The 16,721-nt window shown below is 67.2% G+C and carries 16 protein-coding genes; 14 read left to right on the top strand and 2 right to left on the bottom strand.

What is annotated here, in order from left to right; all coding sequences use genetic code 11:
- Positions 1–22: 22 nt before the first annotated feature.
- From KF941_RS23685 to KF941_RS23630, 12 genes are all read left to right on the top strand, one after another.
- Complete coding sequence (locus KF941_RS23685) at positions 23–1,534, top strand: sugar ABC transporter ATP-binding protein (RefSeq protein WP_214274743.1); 1,512 nt, start codon at positions 23–25, stop codon at positions 1,532–1,534.
- Positions 1,531–2,508 carry an ABC transporter permease gene (locus KF941_RS23680; protein ID WP_072463452.1) on the top strand — a complete coding sequence of 326 codons (978 nt, stop codon included), beginning with the start codon at positions 1,531–1,533 and terminating at the stop codon, positions 2,506–2,508. The genes KF941_RS23685 and KF941_RS23680 overlap by 4 nt, the downstream gene beginning before the upstream one ends.
- A 2-nt stretch (positions 2,509–2,510) precedes the next feature.
- Entirely contained in the window at positions 2,511–3,452 is a 942-nt protein-coding gene (locus tag KF941_RS23675) for a sugar kinase (RefSeq protein WP_214274742.1), read from the top strand.
- Between the two features lie 3 nt (positions 3,453–3,455).
- Complete coding sequence (locus tag KF941_RS23670; RefSeq protein WP_214274741.1) at positions 3,456–4,733, top strand: D-tagatose-bisphosphate aldolase, class II, non-catalytic subunit; 1,278 nt, start codon at positions 3,456–3,458, stop codon at positions 4,731–4,733.
- Between the two features lie 176 nt (positions 4,734–4,909).
- A complete protein-coding gene (locus KF941_RS23665; protein ID WP_072463455.1) occupies positions 4,910–5,932 on the top strand; it encodes a LacI family DNA-binding transcriptional regulator in 1,023 nt (340 codons plus the stop codon).
- Between the two features lie 109 nt (positions 5,933–6,041).
- A complete protein-coding gene (locus KF941_RS23660) occupies positions 6,042–7,346 on the top strand; it encodes a sugar ABC transporter substrate-binding protein (protein ID WP_072463456.1) in 1,305 nt (434 codons plus the stop codon).
- Between the two features lie 102 nt (positions 7,347–7,448).
- Positions 7,449–8,321 (top strand): sugar ABC transporter permease, encoded by an 873-nt coding sequence (locus KF941_RS23655; protein ID WP_140847706.1) that lies wholly within the window; start codon positions 7,449–7,451, stop codon positions 8,319–8,321.
- Positions 8,322–8,328: 7 nt separating this feature from the next.
- A complete protein-coding gene (locus KF941_RS23650) occupies positions 8,329–9,159 on the top strand; it encodes a carbohydrate ABC transporter permease (protein WP_214274740.1) in 831 nt (276 codons plus the stop codon).
- A 10-nt stretch (positions 9,160–9,169) separates the two neighbouring features.
- Positions 9,170–10,168, top strand: coding sequence for an ABC transporter ATP-binding protein (locus KF941_RS23645; RefSeq protein WP_114536847.1), 999 nt, complete (start codon positions 9,170–9,172; stop codon positions 10,166–10,168).
- Entirely contained in the window at positions 10,165–10,935 is a 771-nt protein-coding gene (locus KF941_RS23640) for an L-iditol 2-dehydrogenase (protein ID WP_214274739.1), read from the top strand. The genes KF941_RS23645 and KF941_RS23640 overlap by 4 nt, the downstream gene beginning before the upstream one ends.
- A gap of 55 nt (positions 10,936–10,990) precedes the next feature.
- On the top strand, positions 10,991–11,977 hold the full coding sequence (locus KF941_RS23635; protein ID WP_214274738.1) for a zinc-dependent alcohol dehydrogenase family protein: 987 nt from the start codon (positions 10,991–10,993) through the stop codon (positions 11,975–11,977).
- Positions 11,978–12,050: 73 nt separating this feature from the next.
- Positions 12,051–12,731, top strand: a complete 681-nt coding sequence (locus KF941_RS23630; RefSeq protein WP_240540605.1) for an HAD-IA family hydrolase — start codon at positions 12,051–12,053, stop codon at positions 12,729–12,731.
- 48 nt (positions 12,732–12,779) lie between these two features.
- On the opposite strand, the gene KF941_RS23625 is transcribed toward KF941_RS23630, so the two are convergent.
- A complete protein-coding gene (locus KF941_RS23625) occupies positions 12,780–13,295 on the bottom strand; it encodes a GNAT family N-acetyltransferase (RefSeq protein ID WP_214274737.1) in 516 nt (171 codons plus the stop codon).
- Positions 13,296–13,536: 241 nt separating this feature from the next.
- On the bottom strand, positions 13,537–14,931 hold the full coding sequence (locus KF941_RS23620; protein ID WP_240540604.1) for a PLP-dependent aminotransferase family protein: 1,395 nt from the start codon (positions 14,929–14,931) through the stop codon (positions 13,537–13,539).
- A 121-nt stretch (positions 14,932–15,052) separates the two neighbouring features.
- Between KF941_RS23620 and KF941_RS23615 the strand changes: the two genes are divergently transcribed.
- Positions 15,053–15,913 carry a DMT family transporter gene (locus tag KF941_RS23615; RefSeq protein ID WP_214274736.1) on the top strand — a complete coding sequence of 287 codons (861 nt, stop codon included), beginning with the start codon at positions 15,053–15,055 and terminating at the stop codon, positions 15,911–15,913.
- Between the two features lie 247 nt (positions 15,914–16,160).
- Positions 16,161–16,676, top strand: coding sequence for an RNA polymerase sigma factor (locus KF941_RS23610; RefSeq protein WP_214274735.1), 516 nt, complete (start codon positions 16,161–16,163; stop codon positions 16,674–16,676).
- Positions 16,677–16,721 lie beyond the last annotated feature (45 nt).

Raw genomic sequence — 16,721 nt, 5'->3', positions numbered from 1 at the left:
GACCACGGGGGGAGTTGAACGGATGAACCAGCCAGCGGAATTCGTGCTGTCCTTGCGCGATATCAGGAAGAGCTTCGGCCTCGTCGAGGCGCTGAAATCCATGCGGCTGGATGTCCGGCCGGGCCGCGTGCATACCATCCTGGGCGAGAACGGTGCCGGCAAGTCGACCTTGATGAAGATCCTGGTCGGCGTGCATCCGCCTTCGGGTGGCGAGATGATGCTCGACGGCCGAGCCTATGCGCCGCAAAGCCCGAAGGACGCCGCCGCCCAGGGGCTGGCGATCGTCTTTCAGGAACTCAGCCTGTGCAACAACCTCAGCGTCGCCGAGAACATCATGGCGACGCATGAACCGGCGCGCTTCGGCTTCATCAACGACCGGATGCTGCGGGCGAATGCCAGGGCGCTGGTGCGCGAGCTTGGCCTGCCCGTGGACGTCACCGCAAAGGTCGGGCGGCTGTCCATCGCGCAGCGCCAGCTTGTCGAGATCGCCAAGGGGCTCAGCCGGCCCGCCAAGGTGCTGATCCTGGACGAGCCGACCTCGTCGCTGTCGGATTCCGAGGCCGAGATCCTGTTCCGCATCATCGACCGGCTCAAGGCGCGGGGCACGGCCATCATCTACATCTCGCACCGCATGGAAGAGATCATGCGCCTGTCCGACGACATCACCGTCATCCGCGACGGTGCCTATGTCGCGACACGCGCGCGCGACGAGACCTGCATCGAGGAGCTGATCGCGCTGATGGTCGGCCGAAGGATGGACGAGATCTATCCGCCGCGGCTTTCGCCCGTGCCCGGTGCGGATATGCCGCCGATGATTGCCGTGCGGGGCCTGTCCTGCGCGGGCCGGTTCCGGGATGTCGGCTTCGAGGTCCGGCCGGGCGAGATCCTCGGCTTCTTCGGCCTGATCGGCTCGGGCCGCTCGGACGTGATGAACGCGCTGTTCGGCATGCGCCAGGCGGGCGGCGAGATCCGCATCGACGGCAAGCCGGCCAGGCTGCGCAATCCCGCCGAGGCCATCGCGGCCGGGATCGGCTTCGTGACCGAGAACCGCAAGGAGGAAGGGCTGGCCCTGGGCGCCCCGGTGCGCTCGAACATCTCGATGGCGGCGCTGGACGGCTTTGCGGGAAAGGGCGGTTTCCTGCGCTTCGGCAGCGAACGCCGCGCGGCGAGGGCGGAGGTGCAGCGCCTTGGGGTCCGCACCAATTCGCTTGAAACGCTTGCGGGCAAGCTGTCCGGCGGCAACCAGCAAAAGATCGTGCTGGCGAAATGGCTGCTGACCCGCCCGCGCGTCCTGATCCTGGACGAGCCGACGCGCGGCGTCGATGTCGGCGCGAAATTCGAGATCTATCGCATCATCCGCGAACTTGCCGCCGAGGGGACCGCGATCCTGCTGGTCTCCTCGGAACTGCCCGAGGTGCTTGGGCTGGCGGATCGCATCGCCATCATGGCCGAGGGGGAGTTGAGGGCCACCTTGGCCCGCCGCGACCTGACGCCCGAGCTTGTCATGGCCCATGCAACGGGAACGCATCAATGACCCAGACAACCGACACGACCCTTAGCGCCGGGCGAGAGCAGCTGCGCGCCGCCTTGCATCAATACGGGGGCATCCTCGTCTCGCTTATCCTGCTTTGCGTGATCTTCACCGTCCTGAACGAGCGGTTCATGACGGTCGCCAACCTGACGAACATCCTGCAGCAGGTGGCGGTGGTCGCCATCGCCGCCTTCGGCATGACCTGGGTCATCCTGTTGGGCGAGATCGACCTGTCCATCGGCTCGATCATCGCGGTGGCGGGCATGGCGGGCGCGCAGGCGCTGGCCTTTGGCTGGGGCTTTGCCCCCGCGCTGCTGTTCACGCTTCTGGCCGGCGCGGCGATGGGGCTGGTGAACGGCGTGCTGACCGCCCGGCTGATGCTGCCGTCGTTCATCGTCACGGTGGCGACGATGGGCATCTATCGCGGCTTGGTCAGCCTGCCGACCAACGGCGCGCCGGCGATGATCTCGGACCCGGCCTGGACGGCGATCGGCAGCGACAGCTGGCTCGGCCTGCCGATCATCATCTGGATCGTCGTGGCGCTGTTCCTGTTCAACCATGTCCTGCTGTCGCGCACGACCTTCGGGCGGCGCGCCTATCTGACCGGCGGCAACCGCGAGGCGGCGCTTTATTCCGGCATCAAGGTGGACCGGCTGAAGATCGCCATCTTCACCCTCTCGGGCGTGATGGCGGCGGTGTCGGGGATCCTGCTGTCCTCGCGCCTCTACTCGGCCCAGACCAATGCCGGGATGAGCTACGAGCTTGACGCCATCGCCGCGGCGGTGCTGGGCGGCACCAGCCTGGCGGGCGGCGTCGGCACCATGGTCGGCACGCTGATCGGCGCGCTGATCATCGGGGTGATGAACAACGGCATGAACATGCTGTCGGTGCCCTATTTCTACCAGCTCATCGTCAAGGGCCTCGTGATCCTGGTCGCGGTCTGGCTGGACGTGCGCGCCAAGCAGAAGCGGGGTTGAGCATGAACAAGGTTCTGACCATCGGCGAGGTTCTCGTCGAGATCGTGGCGACCACCCGCGGCAACGGCTTTCTTGCGGCGCAGCCGCTGGTCGGCCCCTTCCCCTCGGGCGCGCCCGCCATCTTCATCGACCAGGTCGGCAAGCTGGGAACGCCTTGCGCCATCATCTCGCGCGTGGGCGACGACGATTTCGGCCGGGTGAACCTTGAAAGGCTGCGGGCCGACGGGGTGGATGTCTCGGGCATCGAGATCGCGGCGGGCGAAAGCACCGGCAGCGCCTTCGTCCGCTACCGCGAGGATGGCAGCCGCGCCTTCGTCTACAACATCCGCCATGCCGCCTGCGGCAAGCTGCGGTCGACCGCGGCATCCGAGGCGCTGATCGAAAGCTGCACCCACCTGCATGTCATGGGCTCGGCCTTCTCGGCGCCGGAGCTGGGCGGGATGGTGATGGACGCGGCGCGGCGCATCAAGGCGCGCGGCGGCACCATCTCGTTCGACCCGAACCTGCGGCCGGAACTGCTGGACGCGCCCGGCATGCGCGCGGCGCTGGATGCGGTGCTGGCGATGACCGACCTGTTCATGCCCTCGGGCGAGGAGCTGTTCCTGTTCGATGCGGGTCGGGATGAGCCGGCGGTGATCGCCGCCCTGCTGGATCGCGGCATCCGCACCGTGGTCGTCAAGCGCGGCGCGGGCGGCGCCAGCCTGTTCCAGTGCGGCCTGCGCGTCGATGCCAAGCCGCTGGCGGTCGAGGAGGTCGATCCCACGGGGGCCGGCGACACCTTCGGCGGCGCCTTTCTCAGCCTGTGGCTGGCCGGGTCCGACCCGGCCGAGGCGCTGCGCCTGGCCAATGCCGCGGGCGCGCGCGCCGTGACCCGGCTGGGGCCGATGGAGGGCACCTCGACCCGCGCGGAACTGGACGCGCTGCTTTCGGAACAAAAAGGCTGAAGTATGACCTATAATCCTCTGAAATCCATTGCGGAATGGCGCGACGGTCACGGCCCCTCGGGCATCCCTTCGATCTGCACCGCGCATCCCATGGCGATCGAGGCGGCGATGCGCTGCACCCTGCCGACCCCCCTGCCGCTGCTGATCGAGGCGACCTGCAACCAGGTCAACCAGGACGGCGGCTATACCGGCATGACCCCCGCCGATTTCCGCCGCTTCGTGGAAGGGATCGCGGCGCGCACGGGCTTCCCGCCGGAGCGGCTGATCCTGGGCGGCGACCATCTGGGCCCGAACCCGTGGAAAGGCCTGCCCGCCGACCAGGCGATGGAGAGGGCCGAGGTGATGATCCGCGCCTTTGCCGCGGCTGGCTTCACCAAGCTGCACCTGGACTGTTCCATGGGCTGCGCCGGCGAGCCGGTGGCGCTGGACGATGCCGAAACCGCGACCCGTGCGGCGCGGCTGGCGGCGGCGGCCGAGGCGGCGCGACCCCAGGGCGGCGTTGCCCCGGTCTATATCATCGGCACCGAGGTTCCGATCCCCGGCGGCGCGATGGAAGAGATCGAGGGGTTGGAACTGACCAGCCCCGATGCCGCCCTGACCACCTTCGATGTGCATCGGCGGGCCTTCGCGGATGCGGGCCAGCAGGACGCCTTCGCTCGCGTCATCGGCCTGGTGGTGCAGCCGGGGGTCGAGTTCGGCAATCACAACGTCATCGACTATGACCCCGCGGCGGCGCGCGACCTGTCCGCCGCGCTGGCGCAAATGCCCGGCACGGTCTTCGAGGCGCATTCGACCGACTACCAGACCCGCGATGCGCTGGCCGCCCTGGTCCGCGATGGTTTCGCCATCCTCAAGGTCGGGCCGGGCCTGACCTTCGTGCTGCGCGAGGCGCTTTACGGGCTGGATGCCATTGCCGGGGAACTGTTCCCCGGCCGGCGCCGGCGGACCCTGCGCCAGGCCATGGAGGCGGTGATGCTGGAGGCGCCCGGCAACTGGGACCGCTACTATCACGGCACCGATGCCGAGCGCGCCTTGCAGCGGCATTTCTCCTACAGCGACCGCATCCGCTATTACTGGCCGCAGCCTGCCGCCGAGCAGGCGGTGGACGAGCTTTTCGCGCTGCTGGACGGGGTGGACCTGCCCGAGACGCTGGTCGCGCAATATCTGGGCGGGCTTTATCCCGCGGTCCGGGCCGGCCGCCTGCGGCCTCGCGCCAGGGATCTGGCGCTGGCGGCGGTCGAGCGGCTGGCGCAGGATTATGTGGCGGCCTGCTGTTCCTGAACGGCCCCGCCGCCGTGCAAGGGCCGGGATCTTCCCGGCCCTTCGCCGTTCCCGGCCATGCTGCACCAGGGATCGCGGCTATTGACCCTCGCCGTTTCGCGGCTGATATTGTCAAGATAAGTCTTTACGCGAGACAAGATATTGCTTTCGGATTTGCAACCGAAAGGGGAGGCGGCATGGAAGAGCAGAAGATCAGGAATATGGAAGAGTTTTCGGCGGTCAGCGGCATCTCGCGGCCGACGATCTCGAAATATTTCAACGATCCGTCCAGCGTCCGCCGTTCGACCCGCGAGCGGATCGAAGAGGCCATCGCCCGCTACGGCTATCGGCCGAACCTGTTCGCCATCAACCAGAACCGCAAGTTCACCAAGAACATCGGCATCATCGTCCCGCATATCGTCGATCCCTTCTATGCCGAGATCGTCCGCCAGATCGAGACGCGCTGCGTCGAGGCGGGCTATTGGGCCATCGTCCTGGGCTCGCACGGCGATGCCGAGCGCGAGCTGAGCGCCATCGAGATGCTTTATTCCCTGCGCATCGCCGGCGCGATCATCGCGCCCCTGGGGGACACTTCCGTCTCGGACCGCATCCGGCAGCTTGCGGCGGACATTCCCACGGTGATCTTCGACAACCACATGAACGGGGACGAGATTTTTGTCGGCACCGACAATTTCCAAAGCGTCGGGCTGATGGTCGATTACCTGTGCCGCAGCGGCGAGCCGCCCTGTTTCCTGGACATGCCCGCCGTCAACACCAATGCCCGCGAACGCCGCGAAGCCTACGTCCGCGCCATGGAGGAGCAGGGTTTCGAGCCGCATGTGATCCCGGCCGAATCGGCCGGCTGGGATTTCGAGGAGCTGGGCTACAATGCCGGGCTGCGCCTGCTGCCCACGCATCAGCTGCCGACGAATACCGTGCTTTGCGCCAACGACCGCATGGCGATCGGGCTGATCGCGGCGGCCTTTGAAAAGGGGCTGCGGGTCGGGCGCGGTGCCGCCACGGCGCTGCGCGTGGCCGGCCATGACGACCACCCGATGGCCCGCTTTACCGCGCCGGCCCTGACAACGGTGGCGCAAGATTATGTTTCCATTGCGGAAAACAGCGTCTCGACGCTTTTCGGCATGATCGAGGACGGGGTGCGCCCGTCCAGCCCGCTACGCCGGTTGGAGGGCAGGCTGATCCTGCGTGCCTCGGCCTAATTATTGGTTCGCGACTTCTAAAAAATTTTCGCGCGTAAAAATATTGATTGACCCATTCGGTGGAAATTCGTAGCTTCCTTGGCAACAGCTTCACCGAGGGAGGACAAGGATGAAACTGAAGACGGCGTTGCTGGCCGCGACGGCGATCGCCCTGACGGGCGCCGCGCAGGCCGAGGAACTGACCATCGCCACCGTGAACAACGGCGACATGATCATCATGCAGAAACTGGCCCCCGAATGGGAAAAGGCCACCGGGCACAAGATCAACTGGGTGATCCTGGAAGAGAATGTGTTGCGCCAGCGGGTGACGACCGACATCGCCACCAAGGGCGGACAATTCGACATCATGACCGTCGGCTCCTACGAGGCGCCGATCTGGGGCAAGCAGGGCTGGCTGATGCCGCTCGACGACCTGGGCGAGGATTACGACTACGGCGACCTGATCCCCTCGGTCGCGGCCGGGCTTTCGGCCGATGGCAAGCTGGTCGCGGCGCCGTTCTATGCCGAAAGCTCGTTCACCATGTATCGCAAGGATCTGTTCGAGGCGGCGGGGCTGACCATGCCCGAGCAGCCGACCTATGACCAGATCGGCGAGTTTGCCGAAAAGCTGACCGACAAGTCGAAGGAGCAATACGGCATCTGCCTGCGCGGCAAGCCGGGCTGGGGCGAGAACATGGCCTTCCTGGGCACCTTGGTGAACACCCATGGCGGGCAATGGTTCGACATGGACTGGCAGCCGCAGATCGACAGCCAGCCCTGGCAGCAGGCGATCACCTATTACGTCGACCTGATGACCAAATACGGGCCCCCCGGCGCGGTCAGCAACGGCTTCAACGAGAACCAGGCGCTGTTCCAGACCGGCAAATGCGCGATCTGGATCGACGCCACTTCGGCCGCGGGCCGGGTCTACGACCCCAAGCAAAGCGAGGTCGCCGACAAGATCGCCTTCGCCCCCGCGCCGCAGGCAGTCACCCCGGCGGGTTCGGCCTGGTTTTGGGCCTGGTCGCTGGCCATCCCCTCCAGCTCGACCAAGGCCGACGTGGCCAAGTCCTTCATCGCCTGGGCGACCTCGAAGGATTACGTGAAGCTGGTCGGCGAGAACGAGGGCTGGGTCGCCGTGCCGCCGGGCACGCGGCTGTCGACCTATGCGCTGCCCGAATATCAAGAAGCCGCGCCCTTCGCCGCGACCGTTCTGGCCTCGATCGAGGCGGCAGATCCGGCCAAGCCCACGAAGGATCCGGTGCCCTATACCGGCATCCAATATGTGACGATCCCCGAGTTCCAAGGCATCGGCACGGTCGTCGGCCAGCAGATCTCGGCCGCGCTGGCCGGGCAGACGAGCGTCGAAGCGGCCCTGAAGGCCGCCCAGGACTACGCGGCGCGCGAGATGACCCGCGCCGGCTACCCCAAGTAAAGGGCTCCTCCCTGGAGAGGGGCGGAGCGGCAAGCTCCGCCCTTTTCGAGAGCGGCCGATTACCCGTCCGCACGCGCCGATCATCTTTCATTGGAGACACGCATGGCCACCGCGCATTCGCGCGCGCTTGCGCGCCTGATGGTCTCGCCCTCGGTCATCCTGCTGCTCTTGTGGATGATCGTGCCCCTGGGCATGACCGTTTATTTCAGCTTCCTGCGCTACAACCTGCTCATGCCCGGCATGGAGACCTGGGCGGGTTTCGACAATTACTATTACTTCGCGACGCAGCCCTCGTTCTGGATCGCGTTGAAGAACACGCTGTATCTGGTCCTTGGCGTGCTTTCGATCACCGTGATCGGCGGCATCGCCCTGGCCTTGCTGCTGAACCAGCCCTTCTGGGGGCAGGGCATCGTCCGGGTCATGGTCATCGCGCCCTTCTTCGTCATGCCCACGGTCTCGGCGCTGGTGTGGAAGAACTTCTTCATGAACCCGGTCAACGGCATGTTCGCGCATCTGGCCAAGGCGCTGGGGTTCGCGCCGCTGGATTTCCTGTCGCAGGCGCCGCTGGCCTCGATCATCCTGATCGTTTCCTGGAGCTGGCTGCCCTTTGCCACGCTGATCCTGCTGACCGCGCTGCAATCCTTGGACAGCGAGCAGATGGAGGCGGCCGAGATGGACGGCGCAGGCTGGCTTTCGCGCTTTCGCTACCTGACGCTGCCGCATCTGACGCGCTCGATCACCGTGGTGGTGCTGATCCAGACCATCTTCCTGTTGTCGATCTTTGCCGAGATCCTGGTCACGACCAACGGCGGTCCCGGCGTCGCATCGACCAACCTGCCGTTCCTGGTCTATTCGCAATCGCTTCTGTCCTTCGACGTGGGCGGCGGCTCGGCCGGCGGCATCATCGCCGTCATCCTGGCCAATATCGTCGCGATCTTCCTGATGCGGATGATCGGCAAGAACCTGGACGCATGAGGAAGCCATGGCACGCAAGACTTCCCCCACCCAACGGGCCGTTGTCACTGTGGCGGCATGGAGCATCGGTTTCCTGATCTTCCTGCCGATCCTGTGGACGGTGATCCTCAGCTTCAAGTCGGAGACCGACGCGATCCGCACGCCCTTGCAGGTGCTGTCGGCGCCCTGGACAACGGCCAGCTATGCCGAGGTGCAGGCCCGCTCGAACTACGGCGCGCATTTCATGAACTCGGTCATCATCTCGGTCGGCTCGACGGTGCTGGCGCTGATCGTCGCCATTCCGGCCGCCTGGGCCATGGCCTTCCAGCCCGGCCGGCGGACCAAGGACCTGCTGATGTGGATGCTGTCGACCAAGATGATGCCGGCCGTGGGTGTCTTGATCCCGATCTACCTGATGTTCCGCGACTTCGGCCTGCTGGATACGCGGATCGGGCTGACGGTGGTGATGACGCTGATCAACCTGCCGATCGTGGTCTGGATGCTCCACACCTATTTCCGCGAGATCCCGTCCGAGATCCTCGAGGCGGCACGGATGGACGGCGCCAGCCTTGGCAAGGAAATCCTTTACGTGCTGACGCCGATGGCGGTGCCCGGCATCGCCTCGACCTTGCTGCTGAACGTCATCCTGGCCTGGAACGAGGCGTTCTGGACCCTGCAGCTGACCACCTCGAAAGCGGCGCCGCTGACGGCCTTCATCGCCAGCTATTCCTCGCCCGAGGGGTTGTTCTACGCGAAACTCTCGGCGGCATCGACCATGGCCATCGCCCCGATCCTGATCCTTGGCTGGTTCAGCCAGAAGCAACTGGTCCGCGGCCTGACATTCGGCGCGGTGAAGTGAGGTAAACCCAATGGGACAGATTACGCTCAACAAGGTCCGCAAGGCCTTCGGCGAGGCCGAGGTCATTCCCGGCATCGACCTGCAGATCAACCACGGCGAGTTCGTCGTCTTCGTCGGCCCTTCGGGCTGCGGCAAGTCCACGCTGCTGCGGCTGATCGCCGGGCTCGAGGACATCAGCTCCGGCCAGATCGTCATCGACGGGAAAGAGGCCAGCAACGCCCCTCCGGGCGAGCGCGGGCTGGCGATGGTGTTCCAGAGCTATGCGCTCTACCCGCATATGTCGGTCAGGAAGAACATCGCCTTTCCGCTGAAGATGGCCGGGATGCCGCCGGCCGAGCAGGACCGCCGCGTCGAGGATGCGGCGCGCATCCTGAACCTGTCGAACTATCTCGACCGCCGTCCGGGCCAGCTTTCCGGCGGCCAGCGCCAGCGCGTCGCCATCGGCCGCGCCATCGTGCGCGAACCGGCGGCGTTTCTCTTTGACGAGCCGCTGTCGAACCTGGATGCCGCGCTGCGCGTGACCATGCGGCACGAGATCACCGAGCTGCACCAGAAGCTCAAGACGACGATGATCTACGTCACCCATGACCAGGTCGAGGCCATGACCATGGCCGACAAGATCGTCGTTCTGCACGCCGGACGCATCGAGCAGGTGGGCAGCCCGCTGGAGCTTTACAACGCACCCGCGAACATCTTCGTCGCGGGCTTCATCGGCAGCCCCCGGATGAACTTCATCACCGGCCCCGAGGCGGCGAAACACGGTGCCCATACCATCGGCATCCGCCCCGAGCATCTGGAGATCGCGGCCGAGGGCGGCTGGCAGGGCAGGGTGCATCTGGCCGAGCATCTGGGTTCGGACACCTTCCTCAAGGTGGACAGTCCCGAGCTGGGCGAGCTGACCGTCCGCGTCAGCGGCGAGCGTGGGCTGAATCCTGGCGACGAGGTTCGGCTGACACCCCGCCCCGACCGCATTTATCGTTTCTCTGAAGATGGAAGGTCCATGACATGAGACTGCAAGGCAAAACCGCCCTCATCACCGGCGCCGCGCGCGGCATCGGGCTGGAATTCGCCCGCGCCTATATCGCCGAGGGCGCCTGTGTCGCCCTGGCCGACATCAACGCCGATGCCGTGCGCGCCGCTGCCGAAAGCCTGGGGCCGCAGGCCATCGCGGTGCAGATGGATGTCACGAAACAGGACAGCATCGACGCGGGCTTCGCCGAGGTCGTGGCTCGGTTCGGCCATCTCGACATCCTCATCAACAACGCGGCGCTGTTCACCGCCGCCCCGGTCGAGGAAGTGACCCGCGCCGATTACGACCGCGTCATCGCCGTGAACATGACCGGGGCCTTCTTCTGCATGCAAGCGGCCGCGAAACACATGATCGCGGGCGGCAAGGGCGGCAAGATCATCAACATGGCCAGCCAGGCCGGGCGCCGCGGCGAACCCCTGGTGGCGGTCTATTGCGCCAGCAAGGCCGCCGTCATCAGCATGACGCAAAGCGCGGGCCTTGGCCTGATCCGCCACGGCATCAACGTCAACGCCATCGCCCCCGGCGTGGTGGACGGCGAGCATTGGGACATGGTGGACGAGCATTTCGCCCGTTTCGAGGGGCTGAAGCCCGGCGAGAAGAAAAAGCGGGTCGGGGCAGCCGTCCCCTTTGGCCGCATGGGCGTCGCCTCGGACCTGACCGGCATGGCGATCTTCCTGGCCACGCCCGAGGCCGATTACATCGTCGGGCAGACCTTCGGCGTCGACGGCGGCAACTGGCTGGCCTGAGCTTTCACCTGCGCGGCCCCCGCCCGCCGGGGCCGCCCTCTCATCCGGGGTCCACATGCAAGCCATCGTCTTTCGCCAGGGCGGCCAAGTCGCCGTCGAAACCCTGCCCGATCCCGAACCCGGACCGGGCGAGGTGCTGATCGCCATCCGCGCCAGCGGCATCTGCCATACCGACATCGAGATCCTGCGCGGCAATTACGGCGCCTCGGCCTTCCCGCTGGTGCCGGGTCACGAATATGCCGGCGAGGTTCTGGCGGCGGGCGAGGGGGTGACGGGTTTCGCGCCCGGCGACCTGGTCGTGGCCGATCCGAACCTCGGCTGCGGGGATTGTCCCGGTTGCCGCTCCGGGCGGGTCAACCTGTGCGAAAACCTTGGCGCCTATGGCGTGACCCGCAACGGCGGCTTTGCCGAGTGCTGCGTGCTGCGGGCCGATGCCCTGGTGCCCGCCCCCGGCATGGACCCGGCGCTGGCGGCATTGGCCGAGCCGATGGGTTGCGTGCTGAACGGCCTGTCGCCCCTGGCCGGACGGCGGATCGACCGGGCGTTGGTCTTTGGCGCCGGACCCATCGGCATGCTGATGGGCATCGCCCTGCACCAGCGCGGGGCCGAGGTGGCGATGGTCGACCTGGACGAGAGCCGGCTGGCCATGGCGGCGGAGTTCGGCCTCGGCGCGCTGCCCCAGGGCTCGGCCGAACTGGATCGGCTGCGCCGCGGCTGCGACCTGGCGGTGGATGCGACCGGCGTGCCGGCGGTGGCGGCGGGCCTGCCGGGATACGCTGCGAACGGCGGCAACGTGCTGTATTTCGGCGTCTGCCCGCCCGCGGCACGGATCGAGATTTCCCCCTTCGAGATCTTTCGCCGCCAGCTATCGCTTTTCGGCACGCATTCCCTGAACCGCAATATCGCCGAGGCGCTGGAGGTCATCCAGGCCTGCGGTCCGGGCCTGGGCAGGCTGATAACCCATCGCCTGCCGCTGCCCGAGATCGCCGGGGTTTTCCGGGCCGGCACGCCCAAGGGCGCCATGAAGGTGCTGATGGCGTGACCGGCAGGGATGCGATCGGGGTTTGTGATCGGTTCCGAAATGGTCCAGACCACGGGATGGGAAATCGGGCGGGATGATGGAATTGACGCAAACCCCTGGAGGCTACGAAGCCTTCCTGTTCGACATGGACGGCACGCTGCTGACCTCGATCCCGGCCGTCGAGCGGGTCTGGACCGGCTGGGCGCATCGCGTCGGCGCGCCGGTCGCCGAGGTTCTTGCCTATCTGCACGGCCGCCGCGCCGTCGATACCGTGCGCCATTTCGCCCCGCCGCATCTGCGGATCGCTGAGGAGGTTGCCTGGGTCGAGGCGCGCGAGATCGAGGATGTCGATGGGGTCGTCGCCATCGCAGGCGTCATCGACCTGCTCGCCTCGCTCGCGCCGGGGCGATGGGCCGTGGTGACTTCGGCAAGCCGCAGGCTGGCGCTGCGGCGGATGGCGGCCGCGGGGCTTCCGCTGCCCCGGATCACGGTCACTTCGGACGACGTGTCGCGCGGCAAGCCGGACCCCGAAGGCTATCGTCGGGGGGCCGCGCTCCTGGGTGTGGACATCGGCCGCTGCCTGGTTTTCGAGGACACGGAAGCCGGCCTGCTGGCCGGGCGGGCAGCGGGCGCCCAGGTCATCCGCATTGCCGGGCCCCATACCGTGCCCCAGGACGAAGAAGCGCCGACGATCACCGATTACGGCGGGCTTCGCGTCTTGTCCGGCGCCAGCGGCATGGTGCTGAGTTGGGCGACGGAACCTGTCGGACCCTAGGATTTCGCTCTCCAGCCGCTGGGCGGGGGCCATCGCGGTGCTTGGTCGTCACCGCCCCGGCACGTCGCGCTGGTCCAGGATCAGTTGAAGAAATGCCAGGTCGAGCCATTTGCCGAACTTGGCGCCGACCTGTTTCAGGTTGCCGGTCTGTTCGAAGCCCAGCTTCGCATGCAGCCGGATCGAGGCATCATTGCCAGCCTCGATCCCGGCCACCATCACATGCTTGCCCAGGTCTCGCGCGCGCTCGATCAGCGCCAGCATGAGGGCGCGGCCGATCCCGGCGCCGCGCTGGTCGCCACGCACATAGACCGAATGCTCGACGGTATGGCGATAGCCGTCGAAGGCACGCCAGTCGCCGAAGGACGCATAGCCCAGGACCGCGCCATTTTCGTCCACCGCGACCAGCACCGGATAGCCGGCCCGGCGGCGGTCGGCCAGCCAGGCCATGCGGTTGGCGGCATCGACCTGCGTCTCGTTCCAGATCGCCGTCGTATGGGCGACGGCATCGTTGTAGATCGCGGTAATGCCGTCGATATGCTGGTCCTCTGCGTCGCGGATGTCCATTCCGGCCCTCTGCCTGTTCGCCATACCGGGGCACGATCCGCCAAAGCGGGCGCACCGTCAACGCGATCCCGGCGGGCTTTTTTTCGGTGTCGCGAAGGTGGCGCGGCAATCTCCATGGCGATCCCGGCGATGGGCTGGCCCTGGGCAGGCCGCCGCCTTGCAAAGCCCGTCACCGGCCAGGCTCACTGCGCAGGGGCTGCACGAACGCATCGGGTTTTCGAAGCCGGATCGGCCCAGCCTCTCACCCTTCCATCGCCCTTTCGAGTGCCGCGAAGATCCGCGCATCGCCAAGCTGCGCGACGTTGAAGCGCAGGAACGCGCTTGCCGATTGCGAGACGCTGAAGACGTTTCCCGGCGCGAGGACGACGTTTTCCTCCAGGCAGCGCCGGGCGATGGCGGTGGAATCCCGGCCCTCGGGCAGGCGGCACCACAGGTAGAAGCCGCCGCGCGGCATGATCCAGGGAACCAGCCCAAGGGGCCGCAGCCGGTCCTCCGCCTCCTTCCGGGCCCGCGCCAGCCGCTGGCGCAGCTCGTCCATATGCTTGCGATAGCTGCCGCCGGCAAGCACCCCCGCGATCAGCTCGGCCGCGACCGGGCTCGGCCCGCCGAAGCTGGTCGCGACCTGCAGGTCGGCCAGCCCTTCGATCCAATCCGGCCGGGCGGCGATATAGCCGCAGCGCAGCGAGGCCGAGAGCGTCTTTGAAAAACTGCCGATCCTGATGACGCGGTTCAGCCCGTCGAGGATCGCCAGCCGCGGCGACAGGGCGGGCTCGAAATCCGCGAAGATGTCGTCCTCGACGATGGTCAGCCCGTGGGCCGCCGCCGCGCTCAGCAAGCGATGCGCGGTCTGGGGCGAAAGGCTGGCGCCGGTCGGGTTGTGCAGCGCCGAATTGGTGATGTAGAGCCGCGGGTTTTCCTCGGCGAGGGCGCGCTCGAAGGCGGCGATGTCCGGGCCGGTGGGGGTGAAGGGGATGCCGACGACCCGCACCTGATGGGCGCGCAGCAGCGCCTGGAAATTGAAATAGCAGGGATCGTCGACCAGAACGGTATCCTCGGGCCGCAGCAGCAGGCGGCAGATCAGGTCGATGGCCTGCGTCCCCGAGCCCGTCAGCATGACCTGGTCCATGGTGGCCAAGATGCCCTCGTCGGCGAACCGGCCCAGCAGCAGGCGCCGCAGGGCCGGCGCGCCGCGGGTGCTGCCATAATCGGACAGCAGGGCGTCCTCGGCCCTGGCCAGGGCCCGCAAGCCTTTCCGCAGCGCGGCATTGGGCATCCAACCGGCAGGCAGCCAGCCGCAGCCCGGTTTCAGCACCGCGGGGTCGGCATCGAGCGATTGCCGCGAGACCCAGAACGGATCGATGGCGCGGTCGCGCGGCGGCCCCATTTCGGCCAGCGCCATCGGCGGCAGGTCGGCGCCGGTGACATAGAAGCCCGAGCCGCGCCTGGCGCGGATGATGCCCTCCGCCGCCAGCCGGTCATAGGCCTCGACCACGGTCGAGGGCGAGACGCCCATGGTTCTCGCGAAGCCCCGGACCGAGGGCAGGCGGTCGCCGGGGCTCAGCGCCCGGTTGGCGATCTTGGCGCGGACGGCATTCATCAGCGCCTGCGTGCGCGTGGTTTCCTGGCTGTCCATCATCGCGCCTTCTCCCGCTGTATGGGCCGCTTCACCCATACGGATTGTCGAAACTGTAATGTATTGTTCCTGTCCGGGCCAGAGCCGGATCGCTATTGCCGGGGGCGGTAAAGCGAGGACGCATATGGAACGCGGAACGGCAGGTTGGGGCAGCGGCCTTCTGGGCGTCATCATCTTCAGCGGGTCGCTGCCGGCCACCCGCGTCGCCGTGGCGGATTTCTCGCCGATGTTCCTGACCTCGGCCCGCGCGGTGATCGCCGCGCTGCTGGGGGCGGCTTGCCTGTTGGCGCTGCGCCAGCCCCGGCCCGAGCGCCGCGACCTGCTGTCCCTGGCGCTGGTCGCCTTCGGCGTCGTGCTGGGCTTTCCGCTGCTAACCGCGCTGGCGCTGCAGCATATCACCGCGGCGCATTCCATCGTCTTCGTCGGGCTGCTGCCGCTGGCGACCGCCATCTTCGGCGTGCTGCGCGGGGGCGAGCGGCCCGCGCCGGCCTTCTGGGTCTTCGCGGTGGCCGGCGCGGCTGCGGTTGCCGGCTTCGCCCTCCATGGCGGCGACGGCGGCACGCTGGCCGGCGACCTGCTGATGATCGCCGCGATCCTGGCCTGCGGGCTGGGCTATGCCGAGGGCGCCGCGCTGTCGGGCCGGCTCGGCGGCTGGCAGGTCATCTCCTGGGCCTTGCTGCTGTCCCTGCCGGCCATGGCGGCGATCAGCCTGTTCACCTTGCCGCCTGCATGGTCCCTGATCACCATGCCCGCCTGGCTCGGGCTTGGCTATGTCTCGGTCTTCAGCATGATGGTCGGCTTCATCTTCTGGTATCGCGGCCTCGCGCTTGGCGGCATTGCCGGGGTCGGGCAGTTGCAGCTTCTGCAGCCCTTCTTCGGCTTCCTGCTGGCGGCGATCCTGCTGGGCGAGCCCATCGCCTGGACCATGATCGCATCCGCCGTCATCGTCGTCCTCTGCGTCGCCGGGGCCAAGCGATACGCGTGAGGCCCGGACATGGCCTTCGTCATTCCCGAAACCTCTGCGGCAAAGACCGATCATGATCCGGCATGGATGGCGAAACCGCAGGCATCACCAGGCCGGCGGTATGCGGCCTGCGTGGCTGGCGGGACGAGCTTGCCATCGCAAGGCCCCGCGCGGCCTGGCCGTTGCGTCATGGCCGGGCGCGGGGTAGGAGGAATGCAGCAAGCCGTCCAGCACAGCCACCCCGAAACCTTTGTGGTGCCGCGCGACGATGGAACCGACCTTCTCTTTCGACAAGCTCTATCTTGGCCAGCGGGGCCGGCTGCAACGCCTGGTGCTGCGCGTGACCGGGCAGCGGGCGACGGCCGAGGATGTCGTGCATGACGCCTTCCTGCGGCTGCTGAACACGCCCCAAGGCCATGTGATCGCGCAGGACGCCTGGCTGGCCCGCGTCGCGCGCAATCTGGCGCTGAACCACATGCGCCATGAACGCCAGGGGGTCGTCGTGGATGCCCCGCCCGGCGGTGTCGAAACCATCACCTCGGACACGCCCTCGGCCGAGATGGTGCTGGTCTGCCGCGAAAGCCTGCGCCGTGTCATGCAGGCGATCCTGGCGCTGCCGCCGCGGCGGCGCGAGATCTTCGTGCTGCATCGGTTCGGAGAGCTGACCTATGACGAGATCGCCGCGCGGCTTGGCATTTCGCGCAATACCGTCATGGTGCAGATCGTGAACGCCCTTGCCGACCTGCGCCGCGAACTCGGCCGCGACTTTTTCCGGCAAGGATGATGCGCCAGCGACGCCGGGGTGCCATAGAGGCAGGAACGCGTTTCA

This window comes from Paracoccus sp. pheM1, from assembly GCF_018499825.1.
In the GTDB taxonomy this organism is placed as follows: domain Bacteria; phylum Pseudomonadota; class Alphaproteobacteria; order Rhodobacterales; family Rhodobacteraceae; genus Paracoccus; species Paracoccus versutus.
The sequence above is the reverse complement of the archived record's forward strand: the minus strand, read 5'-3'. Positions and strand labels throughout refer to the sequence as shown.